Source organism: Moraxella sp. FZLJ2109 (genome assembly GCF_024296965.1).
Taxonomy (GTDB): Bacteria; Pseudomonadota; Gammaproteobacteria; order Pseudomonadales; family Moraxellaceae; genus Moraxella.
The window spans coordinates 796,123-812,853 of record NZ_CP101112.1 but is presented as its reverse complement, the minus strand read 5'-3'; the positions used below and the strand labels follow the sequence as shown (position 1 = coordinate 812,853).

Here is a 16,731-nt window from a genome sequence, read left to right as displayed (position 1 = left end):
TATATGCAGGTAGAAAATATTCAAGTGGATAGCAACATCGTTCCTGATTTGGATAATATCGGCAAGGGTCAATTAAATTTATTTGAACTCGCGTACAACCCTGATGTGCTTGATTGTTTGTCCAGTCTTTCTAATGATGAAGTTTTTACATCACCGAAACTTGCCAATCAAATGCTTGATTTGTTGCCAGCTGATATTTGGCAAAATCCCCAAGCGACATTCTTAGACCCTGTGTGTAAGTCAGGCGTATTTTTGCGTGAGATTGTCAAGCGATTGGATAAAGGACTTGCTAAGCAAATCCCTGACAGGCAAATTCGCATTAACCATATTCTGACCAAGCAAGTCTTTGGTATCGCCATCACACATCTGACGGCATTGCTGTCTCGCCGTAGTGTCTATTGTGCCAAAGAAGCCAATTCACGGCTGTCTATCTGTACAGGCTTTGATGATGATATGGGGAATATCATTTTTGGGCAGGTAGAGCATGATTTTCAAAATGGCAAATGCACACAGTGCGGTGCAAGCGAAGCGGTATTCGGTGAGCGTAAGGGGCTAGAAAACCACGCCTATGCGTTTATCCATACCAATAAATCCAATCAATATAAAGAGTTAGAAAAAATGAAATTTGATGTGATTATTGGTAATCCGCCTTATCAGCTAAGCGATGGTGGTGCAGGAGCAAGTGCCGCCCCGATTTATCATAAATTTGTTGAGCAAGCCAAAAAACTTAATCCTAATTATCTAATCATGATTACGCCAAGCCGATGGTTTGCAGGTGGTAAAGGACTTGATGAATTTCGGGATAATATGCTCAATGATAAACGCATTAAGCAATTACATGATTTCCCAAATTCTAAAGATTGCTTTGATAATGTAGAAATCAAAGGGGGTGTAAGCTATTTTTTATGGCAAGCCAATCATCAAGACGATTGCGAAGTCTTTACTTATGAAAATGGCAAATGTGTTTCGCAAACAAAACGCCCTTTAAAAGAGCAAGGGGTTGATATCTTTATTCGATATAATAAAGCGGTTGCTATTTTGAATAAAGTTAGAAAATTTAATGAAGCAAGTTTTTCGGATTTGGTTAGTTCGTTAAAACCTTTTGGATTGAGGACTTTTGTAAAGGGAAATCCAAAACCTTACACCGAGTGCAATGAAAATGTCATGCTTTATCAAAATGGGGGTGTTGGCTATATAAAAATCTCGGAAATTCCAAAAAATAGAGATTGGGTTTTGAGACACAAAGTTATTATACCAAGAGCATTCGGTACGGGCGATAGCAAAAATGATTTATTGAAGCCGATGTATGCAGGAGTAAATACGGCTTGTACAGAAACATACTTAGTAGTAGGTTTATTTCAAGATGAGAAAACTTGTAACAATGTTATTAGTTACATGGGGACGAAATTTTTTCATTTTTTGGTAACGCTAATTAAGAATACCCAAGATGCACCAAAGAGAGTTTATCAGCTAGTACCAGTCCAAGATTTTTCAAAACCATGGACTGATAGTGAATTATTTCTAAAATATGGATTAAATAATGAAGAGATTAAATATATTCAAGAAATGATTCGCCCAATGGATGATATAAGCGATAAACCTAAGAAAACTCGCAGTAAAAAGACCGCACAATCACAGTTGGACTTGGGAGATGGTGATGAGTAATGCGATTAGAATTGAAAGTGTTGCGGATTTTGTCAATGTTTTATCAGAGTTAGGGGAATGTGATAGAGATAAATCACGATTTTTTCGAGGGCATTCTAATTGTTGTTATCAACTTATTCCTAGTATTTATCGTCAAAAATATTTGATAGATAATGAAAATAAAATTATTCAAGACGCATTTACTTATTGTTCAAATTATTTTTCTGATAATGAAACATTGTTTGAAAAATTAGTCAAATTACAACACTATGATTACAAAACAAGGCTTTTGGATATTACATCTAATGCTTTGGTTGCTTTATATTTTGCAATTGATACTTGTGAAGTTAATGAAGTAAAAATAGATAAATCAGTAGATGGAGAAGTTATTGTTTTTGATATACCAACCAACGAAATAAAATATCCAGACAGTGATACTGTTGCTATTTTATCAGCTGTTTCTTTGCAAGATAATGATTTTGATGTTAAAAAAATATCTGTACTTTCAAAATACAATCTTGAAAGAAAAAAATATCTAAGAATTATTTCTGAAAATGAAATTTTAAATTATTTAAAAAATAAAAAGAAAGAACAAGAATTGGAGTATTTTATTTCATTAATACAAGAAATTAAAAGTTTGCCAAGAGATGACAGATTGGATATGTTAAGACATTTGGTAATAGAAGAATTTAATAGACAAAAACATATTGTTAAGTTATTGCACGATATTCGTAAAGATAAACCATATTTTTTGCCAAATATTCAAAGAGAACATTTTAACCAAGTTTTGTGTGTGAGAGCAAAACATACCAATCCAAGAATTTTAAAACAACACGGTGCTTTCTTAATTTTTGGTATCAATGGTAGAAAAATTTATCCAGCAGAAATTGATAAAAATTGGCAAAGAACCATCAATAATCAAAGAATAATTATTGATAGACATTCCAAACAGGATATTTTGGGCGAATTGGAGTATTTTGGTATTTCAAGACAAACACTATTTCCCGAATTAGACAAGCAAGCTATCCATATCATCAATCGTTACAAGGATATTTAGAATGACCAACCCAACCTTTAACCAAATCCACGCCCCAAAGATTTATGTTTATTCTGATAGCCGTTATCCAAATTGTCTCAAAGTCGGCTACACTGCCCAAGAAACGGTTATGGAGCGAATGAAACAACATTATCCAACCGTGACACCAAGCCAAAGCTGGCAAGTGGAATATGAAACTTTGGCGATTAAAGATGATGGCAGTTCTTTTAAAGATTTTGCCGTGCATAAGATGCTAGAAACAATGGGCATTAACCGCATTGCAGGTGAATGGTTTGAATGTCATTTGGATACCATTAAAAATGCCATTTTAAATATCAAACAAGCCAAAACTTTTGAGAGACAAAGAACGCAAGATTTTAAAATGCGTCCCGAGCAATTGGACGCTGTGAATAAAACCGCTCATTATTTTAATTCTATCAAGCAAGATAAGAACAATCATCGCACACCGCATTTTTTGTGGAATGCCAAAATGCGATTTGGTAAAACCTTTGCCACTTATCAGCTTGCCAAACACATGAATTGGCAACGAGTGCTGATTTTGACCTTTAAACCTGCGGTAAAAAATGCGTGGCAGGAAGATTTGACCACGCACAGTGATTTTAATGGTTGGCAATTTATTAGCCGTGATAGTGAATTAAAATTAGCGGATTATGATAAAAATAAGCCAATGGTTTATTTTGCATCTTTTCAAGATGTTTTGGGTAGAGATAAGTTTGGCAATATCAAAGCCAAAAACCAAGAACTGCACGCAATGAATTGGGATTGTGTGGTATTTGATGAATATCATTTTGGGGCGTGGCGTGATAGTGCCAAATCGCTTTTTGCCAAAGATGAAGAATTGACACAAATGCAAAACGAATATCAAGACATGGAAATCAGCGTAGAAAGTTTTGATGAAAAGGACTTGCCAATTACCACAGAGCATTATTTGTATTTATCAGGTACGCCATTTCGGGCGATTGCGTCTGGAGAATTTATTGAAGAGCAAATTTTTAATTGGACCTATGGCGATGAACAAAAAGCCAAATTAGAATGGGATAATGCAAAAGGGGATAATCCTTATTTGTCATTACCACAAATGATGCTCTTAACCTATCAATTACCAGAAAATATCCGCACGATTGCCATGCAAGGCGAGTTTAATGAGTTTGATTTGGGTGAGTTTTTTAAAGCGGACGGCAATGGTGAAACGGCTAAATTTAAACATCAAACCTATGTACAAAAATGGCTGGATTTAATTCGTGATAATCTTGATGAGATGATAGTTACCAATCTCAAACAAGGCAATGCCAAACCGCCAATGCCATTTAGTGATACGAATTTATTAAACAGTTTATTACATACACTTTGGTTTTTGCCCAGTGTGGCAAGTTGCTATGCGATGGCGAATTTATTAAAAGCGCCCAATAATAAATTTTATCATGATTATGACATCATCGTATCGGCAGGCAATCATGCAGGAATGGGCGATAAAGCCTTAGAGCCTGTCAAAAAAGCAATCGGTAATAATCCGCTTTCAACAAAATCCATTACGCTGTCGTGTGGCAAGCTGATGACAGGCGTGTCTGTGCCTGCGTGGACGGGGATTTTTATGCTAAGAAATTGTGCCAGCCCTGAGACTTATTTTCAGGCAGGATTTCGGGTGCAAACCCCTTGGGTAGTGCGGGGTGATGATGAGCTAAATATCATCAAAAATCAATGCTATATTTTTGATTTTGCTCCCAATCGTGCCTTACGCCAAATCGCTGATTATGCCCATAAATTAAACCCAAAAGAAGGCAATCCAGAGAGTAAAGTCGCTGAATTTATTGCCTTTTTGCCTGTGCTTGCCTATGATGGCAGTGCGATGCAACAAGTGGACGCTAAACTTTTGCTGGATATGGCGATGAGTGGCACAACGGCAACGCTACTGGCACGCCGTTGGCAATCGGCATTGCTGGTTAATGTTGATGATGTTACTTTGAAAAATCTGATGGCAAATCAAGACGCATTGAATGCTTTGATGAAAATTGAAGAGTTTAGAAGTCTCAATGATGATATTGAAGTCGTTATTAACCGCAGTGAAAAAATCAAAGGTTTAAAAGAAAAAGCCAAAGAAAATGATGGCAAATTGTCAAAAGAAGATAAAAAGACTTTGAGCGACGAAGAAAAGGAGCAAAAATCCTTGCGAAAACAAATCCAAGAAAAGCTCATCAAGTTCGCTACACGCATTCCGATTTTTATGTATTTGTCTGACTATCGAGAACATAGCCTAAAAGATGTGATACAAGAGCTTGAACCTGAATTATTTACCAAAGTAACGGGATTGTCGCAGGCGGATTTTGCCCTTTTGGTGTCATTAAATGTCTTTGATGAAAGTGTGATGAATGATGCCGTTTATAAGTTTAAACGGTATGAAGATGCGAGCCTTGAGTATGTAGGGATTGATAAAAAAGATGAGTATATCGGATTGTTTAATACACGCATCAGACGAGATGATGTGCTTTAAAATCTGAGCGGTCTGTGATAGCATCTTAATTTGGATTATTATTTCATAAGGAGCTATCAAATGACCAATCAAACCTACCAAAACGGCATCACCGTACGCAAGCAAGTGATGGGGGATGCGCATGTCGAGCGTTCAATGGGACAGGTAACACCATTTACTGCACCATTACAAGACTGGATCAATGAACACGCTTGGGGTTCAACTTGGCAACGCGATGGTATTGACCGTAAAACACGCTCATTAATTACCATGGCGTTCTTGATCGCCCAAAAAAGTCCAACGGAGCTCAAAGGGCATATTCGTGGGGCAATCAATAATGGTGCAACCGTTGCAGAAATCCAAGAAGTACTGCTACACAGCTTACCCTACTGTGGCGCACCTGCAACCCAAGAAGCCTACCGTGCTGCCGTCGATGTGCTGACCGAGATGGGATTGTTGCCTTAATGCCATCACCACCAAACGATAAGCTTGACACCGCTTTTGCCATGAGCTGAAGCGGTGTTTTTTTGCACCACAAAAAAATTTCCCCAAGCGATCACTTGGGGAAATTTTTATAGTAAATCCGTTATGAATCGGATTATTTACGCTTGTCCACAGGTACGAACTCACGGTGTGTCTCACCAGTGTAGCGTTGGCGTGGACGACCGATTTTGAACGGCTCTGAGTGCATTTCAGTCCAGTGGCTGATCCAGCCCACAGTACGTGCTAGAGCGAAGATTACGGTAAACATTGAGGTTGGGATACCGATTGCTTTTAGGATGATACCTGAGTAGAAGTCAACGTTTGGATATAGTTTACGCTCTACAAAGTATGGGTCGTTCAAAGCGATTTGCTCAAGTTTCATCGCAAGCTCAAGCTTAGGATCGTTGATGCCTAGTGCGCCTAGTACTTCATCACAAGTCTCTTTCATCACTTTGGCACGTGGGTCAAAGTTACGATAGACGCGGTGACCAAAGCCCATCAGCTTCACTTCTTTCTTCTTCACTTTTTCCATGAATTCTTCGACGTGCTCGACTGAGCCGATTTCGTCTAGCATCTGTAGGACAGCTTCGTTCGCGCCGCCGTGTGATGGACCCCATAGTGCCACGATACCTGCTGCGATACACGCATATGGGTTGGCACCAGTTGAGCCAGCCAAACGCACGGTAGAAGTTGATGCGTTTTGTTCGTGGTCAGCGTGTAGGGTGAAGATTTTATCCATGGCTTTGACCAGTACTGGATTCACCTTGTAGTCAGGCTCACCTGGGGTAGCGAACATCATGTATAGGAAGTTTTCAGCATAGCTGAAGTCTTTGCGTGGATACATGAACGGTTCGCCGATTGAGTATTTGTAGCTCATCGCTGCCAAGGTTGGTACTTTTGCAATCAAGTCCACGCAAGTCTCATCACGGTGTGCAGGATCAGAGATGTCTAGGTGGTTATGATAGAAGGCTGATAGCGCACCGACGACACCGACCATGATTGCCATTGGGTGAGCGTCACGGCGGAAACCTTCGAAGAATTTACGCAGTTGATCGTGTACTGCCATGTGGCTAGAGACACGAGCGTAGAATTTCTCTTTTTCTTCGGCATTTGGTAGGTCACCGTACAGTAGTGCATAGCAGACTTCTAGGTAGTCAGCGTTTGACGCCAAATCATCGATCGCATAGCCACGGTGTAGTAGCTCGCCTTTTTCACCATCGATATAAGTGATTTTTGATTCTACTGGTGCGGTCGCCATAAAGCCTGGATCATAAGTCCATAGACCAGCCTTGGCAACGGCACTGACATCCAGTACAGGGCGACCTAGCGTGCTCTCCAGCACAGGCATATCATATTCGACACCATCAACGGTCAGGGTAACTTTCTTTGACATAAAATGAACCTCGTTTCGATTGGGTTGCGTCCGAAACCTTGTATCGTACTGGCAACAGCCACCACTTCCTTGTAGCGCCAAGGTGTTTTGAACTTTTATATTTACAAGTTAAAAAGCCTTGTAAAAACTTCCAGTGGTATAAAAGTACAACACGCCCTCTGCAAGCACTCATACAATCGGACGAAATCATTCACACTCACTCGGCTAAGCCCTTAGCCAATTTTAAGTGTGGCTTCCTTGTTTTGCTTATTAAATTAAACATCTGTGAACAGATGCACTCAGCAGGAGTATTTCGGATAATACAAAAACTTTGGCAAACTTACAAGCATTATTTGCAAAATTTACCCAAATTTTAGTAAACAACCATCTACTGCTTAATCGTGATTTTAGGGCGAAGTTGGTCACTTGGCAAGCGCTTTTACCGCTGTGTTATGTTTTGTAACAATTAAATTGACTGATTTTTGGTGGTTTTTTGGATATTTTTTAAAAAAATCACGGGAATTTTACCCAAAATGTAGGAATTTGTTTGTAATTATCGCCCAAGCGTTTTATAATTTAAATTATTTATCCTCGCATTTTCTTAAATGATAATCACTTGCATTTTTAAGACCTGTGCTTTTTAAGTACAGCTTGAATGATATGTGATGTCGAAAATGTTTATTTTTAGTGGTGCTCGCTGTCTTGCTCAAGTTGGGCGAGTCGTGGGCGATGTTTGGGTTTGTCCTTACATTGCCTTTTAGCCAGCTCTGATTGCCACTTTTCGGCGTAAATTAGATAAGGATGCCCGCTGTGAAAAGCAACCGACCGATTAACCTACCGTTAAGCCAAGTAATCGCGGTGAACTCAAAATCACCGATTGCGATGGCGTCTATTTTGCATCGTATTTCTGGGATTGTACTATTTTTGCTTGTCCCTGTGATGCTGTGCATTCTGCAAACTTCATTGTCATCAGCAGAAGGTTTTGCTGCTGTATTTGAAAATGCCGCCGTGCGTTTTGTTGCCTGGATTTTCGTGGCAGCAACTGCATATCACTTCGTGATGGGTATCAAGCACTTGCTTGCTGACCTTGGCATGAACGAAGAGTTCAACTCGGGCCGTACCGCTGCTGTGATCAGCTTTGTCATTGCTGCTGTACTGATTGTCGCATCGTTTGTATGGGTGATGTTCTAATGAGAAATAATTCTGGTATTAAAAGTGCGACTGGCCTAACAGGTTCAGGTTCTCGCGATTGGATCTTGCAGCGTATCAGTGCTGTGGTTTTGGCGGTTTATAGCGTTGTGATGGTAGGATTTTTCCTATTTAACGATGTGACTTTTGAAGCTTGGCAAGGTTTTATGCTAAGCCTACCAATGAAACTATTTAGCCTAGTTGCGGTGCTGTCTTTGGTATTCCACGCATGGGTGGGTATGTGGACAGTTTTGACGGACTATGTCAAATCATCAGGTCTGCGTTTGGTGATTCAGTCATTGGTGATCATCGCTGTTTTGGTGTATTTGTTCTGGGGTGTGATGATTTTTTGGTAATTGATGGTCTGTGATGATGTTTTATTGTCACGCATTTTAAGTATATTATCAAAATCAGGCGCTAAGCCAACCCATTAACACCAAATAAAACAATATTTAGGAACTAACATGGCAACACAAGATACTGTAATCAATAACATCCCTACGCTAAACTTTGACGCAGTCATCGTTGGCGGTGGTGGTTCTGGTATGCGCGCTTCTCTACAGCTGGTTAATGGCGGTATGAAAGTTGCGGTTATTACCAAAGTTTTCCCAACCCGTTCGCACACCGTCGCTGCCCAAGGTGGTATCGGTGCATCATTGGGTAATATGAGCAATGATAACTGGCATTTCCATTTTTATGACACTGTCAAAGGTTCTGACTGGCTAGGCGACCAAGACGCCATCGAATATATGTGCCGCGAAGCACCAAAAGTGGTGTATGAGCTTGAGCATATGGGTATGCCATTTGACCGTAACGCCGATGGCACAATCTATCAGCGTCCATTCGGTGGCCACAGCTCGAACTATGGCGAAAAAGCAGTGCCACGCGCGTGTGCAGCAGCTGACCGTACAGGCCATGCGCTACTACATACGCTGTACCAAAAGAACCTTGAAAAAGGCACGCAATTTTTCGTTGAATGGATCGCACTTGATCTGATCAAAGACGAAGAAGGCAACATCAATGGCGTCATCGCACTAGAACAAGAAACAGGCAATGTCTCTGTATTCCAAGCACACACTACCGTACTAGCTACAGGTGGTGCAGGTCGTATCTTCAAGGCATCGACCAATGCTTATATCAACACAGGTGACGGTCTAGGTATGGCGGTGCGTGCTGGCATTCCACTACAAGACATGGAATTTTGGCAATTCCACCCAACGGGTGTTGCAGGCGCGGGCGTACTATTGACCGAAGGCTGCCGTGGTGAAGGTGCGATCTTGCGTAACAAGCATGGCGAAGCATTCATGGAACGCTATGCACCGACGCTAAAAGACCTTGCACCGCGTGACTTCGTTTCTCGCTCAATGGACCAAGAAATCAAAGAAGGTCGCGGCTGTGGTCCAAATGGCGACTACATCGTGATGGATATGACTCACCTAGGCCATGACTCAATCATGAAGCGTCTGCCTTCAGTATTCGAAATCAGCCGTAACTTCGGTAATGTGGACATCACCAAAGAGCCAGTACCAGTTGTCCCAACCATTCACTACATGATGGGCGGTATCCCAACCAATATCCACGGTCAAGTCACTGTACCAAACCTAGAAGGCCCAGTGGATGAGCAAGGTCTATACACCGAAGGTAAAGTCGTCAAAGGTCTATATGCAATCGGCGAATGTGCGTGCGTATCTGTACACGGTGCGAACCGCCTAGGTACGAACTCACTGCTTGACCTAGTGGTATTCGGTCGCGCTGCAGGTCAGCACATCATCGATGAATTCCATCAAACTGAGCACAAGTACAAGCCACTAAGCCCACAAGTACTAGACTTTACGCTAGGTCGCTTGAACAAGCTACAAGAATCTACCGATGGCTTTAATGCACAAGAAGTGGGCGACGAAATCCGCCAAATCATGCAAGACCATGCAGGTGTATTCCGTACTCAAGAGCTGATGGACAAAGGCGTGGAGCGTATCTTGGCACTAGAGTCGAAGATCAACCAAATCCACCTAGCGGACAAATCTCAAGTCTTCAATACCGCTCGTATCGAAGCTCTAGAAGTGGCGAATCTATACGAAGTGGCAAAAGCAACCATGATCTCAGCGTCTCTTCGTCATGAGTGCCGTGGTGCACACATGGTTGTTGATTATGAACACCCAGCGGACTACGAGCCAGCACCACTTGGCCGTAATGACCGTGAGTGGATGAAGCATACACTATGGTACTCAGAAGGCAATAAAGTCGTGTACAAGCCAGTACGCAAAAAGCCACTGACTGTAGATTATTGCGAACCACGCGTGCGTACTTTCTAATCAACCCATTGACAAGATAAAGGATGGCTGGTGATATGCCAGCCAGACACAAAATTACTGGAGAAATACAATGAGTCGAGGCACCCGCATCGTAGAGATCTACCGCTACGATCCAGACAAAGACAAAGCCCCATACATGCAGACATACACCGTTGAGCTATTGGACTCAGACCGTATGCTACTGGATGTGCTATTGCGCCTAAAGCGTGAAGACGAGACCCTGACTTTCCGCCGCTCATGCCGTGAAGGTATCTGTGGTTCTGATGGTATGAACATCAATGGCAAAAACGGTCTTGCTTGCTTGATCAACATGAACACTCTGCCAAACAAGATCACCATCCGCCCGCTACCGGGCCTGCCTGTGATCAAAGATTTGGTCGTGGACATGAACCAATTCTACGCACAGTACGAAAAAGTTCATCCATATTTGATCAACAATCAACCAGCGCCACCAAAAGAGCGCCTACAATCACCAGAAGATCGCGAGAAGCTAAATGGTCTGTATGAGTGTATCCTATGTGCGTGCTGCTCAACTTCATGCCCATCATTCTGGTGGAACCCAGACAAGTTCCTAGGTCCATCAGCGCTGCTAAATGGCTATCGTTTCATTATCGACAGCCGTGACAGTGACACCCAAGCGCGCTTGGCTCGTCTGGATGACCCATTCAGCCTATTCCGCTGCCGTGGCATCATGAACTGCGTATCGGTATGTCCAAAAGGTCTAAACCCAACCAAAGCAATCGGTCATATCCGCAGTATGCTACTTGACCAAGCGGGTTGATATCAGTATGATACACAAAACCACATCACTATTGGTGTGGTTTTGTTGTCTTTGGAGTAATTATGCAAACTTTAGTCAAGCCTGTCACGCTCAAACTGCACGGCGTACGCCTAGAGCCATTGTGCTATTCACACGCCGATGGTCTGATAGCAGCTGTAGAAGATGGTAAGTTGTGGGAGATTATTGTCACTAGTGCGCCGACGCCTGAAACAATTGTTCCTTATATCCAGCAGGCTTTGGTCAATCCTGTGCGTTTTGCTTTTGCTGTCATTGATGATGCGACAAATAAAGTGCTTGGCACGACCAGTTATCATGACATTATGGAAGACATTCGCCGTGTTGAAATTGGTTGGACTTGGTATGCCAAATCGGCTCAGCGCACCCATGTGAATACAGCGTGTAAAATTATGCTTTTGACACATGCTTTTGAAACTTTGGGTTGTGATGTTGTGGGCTTGCGTACAGACTGTTTGAATTTTACCAGTCAAAAAGCCATCGAACGCTTGGGCATGAAAAAAGATGGTGTCATACGCCACCATTTATTGCGCCGTGATGGCACGGTGCGTGATACTGTGATGTACAGTATGCTCAAGGATGAATGGCAGGATAATAAGCAGCGTTTATTAGCGCGATTGCGATAGCTGTCGAAATAAAATCAAGGACTGACCACGGGTGATCAGTTTAATATTAAATAGCCTTATTCCCCTTAGCTTATGCATCATCGCAGGCAAGTTGCTGCGCCGTTATGGCTTTGTTGCGGATACAGTTTGGCAAGGGATTGATAAGTTAAACTACTATGTCCTATTTCCATCATTGCTGTTTTTGTCCATTGCGCGGGCGGATGTGGCATTGGGGGAATTTGGGCTTGTGGTGGCGGTGGTCGCTGTGGTGATGGCGATCGCGGTGGCAGGTTTATTGCTTGCCAAAATTATCCTAAAAGTCTCACATCACAACATCGGTGTCTATACCCAAAGCACCATCCGCTTTAATACTTATGTTGGCTTGGCATTGGTTGCATCATTGTTCGGTGATGATGGCATGACGCTGTTTTCATTGATCATTGCCATTTTTATTCCGATCATTAATGTGATCTCGGTGCTGTCTTTGACCGCACATCAAGGGCTATCCATCAGCGGTGTTTTGTTAAATTTATTAAAAAATCCACTGATTATCTCGTGCCTAGCTGCGATGGCATACAATGCTACATCGCTGCCTGTGCCGACGATGGCGGTGGATTTGTTATCCATGTTTGGCGCGGCAAGTTTGCCACTGGGCTTGTTGTGCATTGGTGCGGGGCTGAAGTTTGGGCGGATCAATGATCTAGGCAGTGATGTCATGACCGCGCACGCAGCGGCAGTGTGGCTTAATAGTGCGATCAGATTATTTGCCATGCCTGCGATCGCCTTTGTGCTCTGTACGGTGATGGGGCTGGTTGGGCTGGATCAGCAGGTGGTGACGCTATTTTTTGCTTTACCGACTGCGCCGACGGCGTATGTTCTGACTAAGGTTTTGGGCGGTAATCATCCTTTGATGGCGCAGATTATCAGTATGCAGACGGCGCTTGCGATGCTAAGTCTGCCTGCGGTGCTGGCGGTATTATTGGTGTGATTGATCTACTTTCTCGCTGCTACCTGCCCAGATACCCATCGGAATATTAATCAGCATCAATGCGCTCATGGCAATCAATGCCCAGTACCAATCACCAAAATGCTCAAATAATTTACCCATCATCAGTGGTCCGCACATCGCGATGAAATAGCCAACCGCCTGCACCATACCTGATAAATCGCGCGCATGCTCAGTACTGGTGGTGCGTAGCGAAAATAGCATCAGGCATAGGGTGAAAATCACCGCGCAGCCAAAGCCCATCACCGCTGACCAAACCACCATCCAGTCAGGCGCGTATAATAAACCTACCACCCCAAGAAAATTGCATACGCTACCGATCAGACCGACGATCGCCGTAGAAAGACCGCGCTTGATCAGATAAGTCATCAGCAGAATCGCCACAGGAGCCATCAGCTGAAACAGCAGGGCAAATTGTGTCGATGCTGACAATTCATACCCAAAGCTCATCGCAATCGATGGCAAAAAACTCGCCACCGTATAAAATAAAAACGACTGCAAGCCCATCAGCACCGCGATCTGCCAAGCTGCTAGCGTGCGCCATGCGTTAAATGTCGCAGGGTGCTGCGCGGCTGTGTATGCTTGCGCGTGATGATTGACCCGATAAATGCCAAACCAAATCAGCGCTGCCAACGCACCAAATGCCGCCCACACACTCATCGATAGCTGCCAACCTGCCACATCTGCCATCGGTACAACCACCCACGCAGCAAAGCCTGCAAGTACCGACATACTTAAGCTAAAAACTCCAGTGGCAAAGGTGATGTGATTGGGTGCGCAGTGCTTGATAAATGGTGCGGTCAAGGCATTGAGTATACCGATGGCGAAGGATAAAATCAGCGTACCTAAGAACAAAAACCCAACGCCGAACCAAACGCGCACCGCCACACCGAGCGTGAGTAGTGCAGTCATCGCGATCATCATTTGATTAAGCCCAAAACGGCGCGCAAGCATCGGTGAGAACAGTGCGCCCAGTGCAAATAACGGCATTGGTAGCGCACCAAGATAGCCGATCTGTGTGGCGGACAATCCCAAATCCTGCCCAAGCAGCGGCACGACCGAGCCAAGCATCACCAAAGGCGAGCGCATATTCACCGCGGCAAAAACCAAGCCTATGATCAGTAATAATAAAATCGTCTTATTCGCTGCGTGCGTCTGTGTGTTCATCGGTATGATTGGATTGTTATAATGTTGTGGTATTGTAGGGCTTATCGGCGGCAAACTCAAGGGTAGAACGCGGTATTAATGGTTATGGCGGGTGGGGTTTGTAAAGATGGTATCGGCAATAACCCGTCATTTTCCCAAAACAAAAAACAGCCATTTTTAAAATGACTGTTTTATCATAATAAACCCAAAGCTTAAGCAGGTTTTGACAGGCTTTGTGCTTTATTTTGGATGTCTTTATCAAGCTTAGCTTGGCTTTCGCATTTATTTGGGTCATTGCCACAAAATTGGCAATATTCGTCGCCCATCATTTTTGCCACGCCACCGCATGAGCCTTTGAGTGGTTGTTTTTTTACCATATAACCAACACCCATGAATAGGAAAAATAGGACAAATACGCCGAAAGTGACCGCAAATACAGGGATGAATTGATAAAGTAAATCGCTCATACAGTCCGCCTTATGCATACTGATACAAAATGTCAATTGGCGTATTATACCATCGTTTGCCGCTGCTGTTTGCTGATTTTTTGCAAATAAATGCTTGTTTTTGTATAAGTTTTATAAAAAAATGACCCATCATCTGATGAGTCATTTTTGGGTTTTTTGACAAATTACTTGTCTTTGACTTCGGTGTATTCAGCATCCACCACGCCATCATCAGCAGGCTTAGCGTCTTGCTGTGGCTGTGCGTCTGCGCCTTGTGCACCAGCATCGGCGTAGATTTTTTGACCGATTGGCAAGAAGGCATTATCAAGCGCTTCAAGCTTGGCTTTGATGTCATCGACATCATCTTCTTTGGTGGCAGCTTCTAGTGCGCTGATGGCTGCTTCAACAGCGGCTTTTTCGTCATCAGTCACTTTGTCCGCAGCGTCTTTCATCGCTTTTTGGACACCGTGGATACGACCGTCTGCTTCGTTACGAGCATTGGCAAGGGCAGCAAATTTCTCATCTTCAGCAGCATTCGCTTCAGCGGCACGGATCATCTCTTCGATCTCGGCATCAGACAGACCTGAGTCGGCTTTGATCTGGATTGACTGTGATTTGCCAGTGCCTTTGTCTTTGGCGCTGATGTTCATGATGCCGTCAGCGTTGATGTCAAAGGTGACTTCGATTTGTGGTACACCGCGTGGTGCAGGTGGAATGTCAGTCAAATCAAAGTTGCCAAGCAGTTTGTTTTGGTTGGCGATTTTACGCTCACCTTGATACACTTGGATTGATACCGCAGGTTGGTTGTCGGCTGCTGTTGAGAACACTTGTGATTTTTTGGTTGGAATCATGGTGTTCTTCTCGATGATGGCAGTCATCACGCCGCCCATGGTTTCGATACCTAGGGTAAGTGGGGTCACATCCAGCAGCAATACATCTTTTTTGTCGCCAGACAGTACCGCACCTTGCACCGCTGCACCCATAGCGACCGCTTCATCAGGGTTCACATCTTTGCGTGGCTCTTTGCCAAAGAATTCTTGTACTTTTTGTTGTACCAGTGGCATACGAGTTTGACCACCGACTAGAATGACATCATCGATGTCGCTGGTAGATAGGCCAGCATCTTCTAGTGCAGTTTTGCAAGGCAAAATCGTGCGAGCAACCATCTCTTCGGTTAGGCTCTCAAGCTTAGCACGGCTGATGGTGATCACAAGGTGCTTAGGACCTGTCGCATCAGCGGTGATGTATGGCAAGTTCACTTCGGTTGATTGGCTGCTTGATAGCTCAATTTTGGCTTTTTCGGCAGCTTCTTTTAGGCGTTGCATCGCTAGTGGGTCGCCTTTTAGGTTGACATCTTGTTCTTTTTTGAACTCTTCAACCAAATAATCAATCAATGCCAAGTCAAAGTCTTCACCACCAAGGTGAGTGTCACCGTTGGTTGCTAGTACTTCAAATTGTTGCTCGCCATCGACATCAGCAATCTCGATGATTGACACGTCAAATGTACCACCACCTAGGTCATAGACAGCGATGGTCTTATCGCCGCCTTTTTTGTCCATGCCATAAGCAAGGGCAGCAGCGGTTGGTTCGTTGATGATACGCTTCACATCCAGACCTGCGATTTTACCCGCATCTTTGGTTGCTTGACGCTGTGCATCGTTGAAGTACGCAGGTACGGTTACGACAGCTTCAGTCACAGGCTCGCCTAGATAGTCTTCAGCAGTCTTTTTCATTTTACGCAGTACTTCAGCACTGATTTGTGGTGGCGCTTGTTTTTTGCCATCAACATCGACCCATGCATCACCATTGTCAGCTTTGACGATTTTGAATGGGACAAGTGAGATGTCTTTTTGGACTTCTTTGTCTTCAAAACGACGGCCAATCAGACGCTTGATGGCAAATAGGGTGTTTTTTGGGTTGGTGACGGCTTGGCGCTTGGCTGCTTGGCCGACCAAGATTTCGCCATCTTTGAACGCAACGATTGATGGCGTAGTACGCGCACCTTCTGCGTTTTCGATGACTTTGACTTTGTCACCTTCTAGGACAGCCACACATGAGTTGGTGGTACCTAGGTCAATACCGATTACTTTAGACATAGTTTACTCCAATTTTAGATATTTTAATGTGAAAATTTTTACTAATTAGGCAAGGTTGAAAATTTTATTTTAACAATCTTGCCAAGCTTAACTGCTATATTTGTGTGATTTTG

The 16,731-nt window shown here is 43.4% G+C and carries 14 protein-coding genes; 10 read left to right on the top strand and 4 right to left on the bottom strand.

The features are described from left to right. The first annotated feature begins 3 nt into the window (after positions 1 to 3). The 4 genes from NKU06_RS03755 to NKU06_RS03740 are packed head-to-tail and all read left to right on the top strand — an operon-like array spanning position 4 to position 5,633. Positions 4 to 1,665 (top strand): Eco57I restriction-modification methylase domain-containing protein, encoded by a 1,662-nt coding sequence (locus tag NKU06_RS03755; RefSeq protein WP_254728831.1) that lies wholly within the window; start codon positions 4 to 6, stop codon positions 1,663 to 1,665. Continuing rightward, positions 1,658 to 2,701 carry an FRG domain-containing protein gene (locus NKU06_RS03750; protein WP_254728830.1) on the top strand — a complete coding sequence of 348 codons (1,044 nt, stop codon included), beginning with the start codon at positions 1,658 to 1,660 and terminating at the stop codon, positions 2,699 to 2,701. The genes NKU06_RS03755 and NKU06_RS03750 overlap by 8 nt, the downstream gene beginning before the upstream one ends. A 1-nt stretch (position 2,702) precedes the next feature. After that, positions 2,703 to 5,189, top strand: a complete 2,487-nt coding sequence (locus tag NKU06_RS03745; RefSeq protein ID WP_254728829.1) for a GIY-YIG nuclease family protein — start codon at positions 2,703 to 2,705, stop codon at positions 5,187 to 5,189. A 60-nt stretch (positions 5,190 to 5,249) separates the two neighbouring features. Further along, positions 5,250 to 5,633: a carboxymuconolactone decarboxylase family protein gene (locus NKU06_RS03740; RefSeq protein WP_254728828.1), complete on the top strand. Its 384-nt coding sequence runs from the start codon at positions 5,250 to 5,252 to the stop codon at positions 5,631 to 5,633. Positions 5,634 to 5,766: 133 nt separating this feature from the next. Here the strand turns inward: NKU06_RS03740 and gltA are convergent, their stop codons facing one another. After that, positions 5,767 to 7,044 (bottom strand): citrate synthase, encoded by a 1,278-nt coding sequence (gltA, locus tag NKU06_RS03735; RefSeq protein WP_254728827.1) that lies wholly within the window; start codon positions 7,042 to 7,044, stop codon positions 5,767 to 5,769. Positions 7,045 to 7,824: 780 nt separating this feature from the next. Here gltA and sdhC point away from each other — a divergent pair. From sdhC to NKU06_RS03705, 6 genes are all read left to right on the top strand, one after another. Next, positions 7,825 to 8,214, top strand: a complete 390-nt coding sequence (gene sdhC, locus NKU06_RS03730; RefSeq protein WP_253222856.1) for a succinate dehydrogenase, cytochrome b556 subunit — start codon at positions 7,825 to 7,827, stop codon at positions 8,212 to 8,214. Between the two features lie 17 nt (positions 8,215 to 8,231). Continuing rightward, a complete protein-coding gene (gene sdhD, locus NKU06_RS03725; RefSeq protein ID WP_253224642.1) occupies positions 8,232 to 8,567 on the top strand; it encodes a succinate dehydrogenase, hydrophobic membrane anchor protein in 336 nt (111 codons plus the stop codon). Between the two features lie 108 nt (positions 8,568 to 8,675). After that, positions 8,676 to 10,523, top strand: coding sequence for a succinate dehydrogenase flavoprotein subunit (gene sdhA / locus NKU06_RS03720; RefSeq protein ID WP_253222857.1), 1,848 nt, complete (start codon positions 8,676 to 8,678; stop codon positions 10,521 to 10,523). 70 nt (positions 10,524 to 10,593) lie between these two features. Beyond that, positions 10,594 to 11,304, top strand: coding sequence for a succinate dehydrogenase iron-sulfur subunit (locus tag NKU06_RS03715; RefSeq protein ID WP_253222858.1), 711 nt, complete (start codon positions 10,594 to 10,596; stop codon positions 11,302 to 11,304). 62 nt (positions 11,305 to 11,366) lie between these two features. Continuing rightward, complete coding sequence (locus NKU06_RS03710; RefSeq protein ID WP_253222859.1) at positions 11,367 to 11,945, top strand: GNAT family N-acetyltransferase; 579 nt, start codon at positions 11,367 to 11,369, stop codon at positions 11,943 to 11,945. A gap of 91 nt (positions 11,946 to 12,036) precedes the next feature. Then, a complete protein-coding gene (locus NKU06_RS03705; protein ID WP_253222860.1) occupies positions 12,037 to 12,912 on the top strand; it encodes an AEC family transporter in 876 nt (291 codons plus the stop codon). Here NKU06_RS03705 and NKU06_RS03700 read toward each other — a convergent pair. The 3 genes from NKU06_RS03700 to dnaK all read right to left on the bottom strand — a co-directional run bounded on the left by NKU06_RS03700 (position 12,901) and on the right by dnaK (position 16,618). After that, a complete protein-coding gene (locus NKU06_RS03700; RefSeq protein WP_254728825.1) occupies positions 12,901 to 14,097 on the bottom strand; it encodes an MFS transporter in 1,197 nt (398 codons plus the stop codon). The genes NKU06_RS03705 and NKU06_RS03700 overlap by 12 nt on opposite strands. Positions 14,098 to 14,288: 191 nt before the next feature. Beyond that, positions 14,289 to 14,543 carry a (Na+)-NQR maturation NqrM gene (nqrM, locus tag NKU06_RS03695; RefSeq protein WP_253222862.1) on the bottom strand — a complete coding sequence of 85 codons (255 nt, stop codon included), beginning with the start codon at positions 14,541 to 14,543 and terminating at the stop codon, positions 14,289 to 14,291. A 164-nt stretch (positions 14,544 to 14,707) separates the two neighbouring features. Further along, on the bottom strand, positions 14,708 to 16,618 hold the full coding sequence (gene dnaK / locus NKU06_RS03690; protein ID WP_254728824.1) for a molecular chaperone DnaK: 1,911 nt from the start codon (positions 16,616 to 16,618) through the stop codon (positions 14,708 to 14,710). Positions 16,619 to 16,731 lie beyond the last annotated feature (113 nt).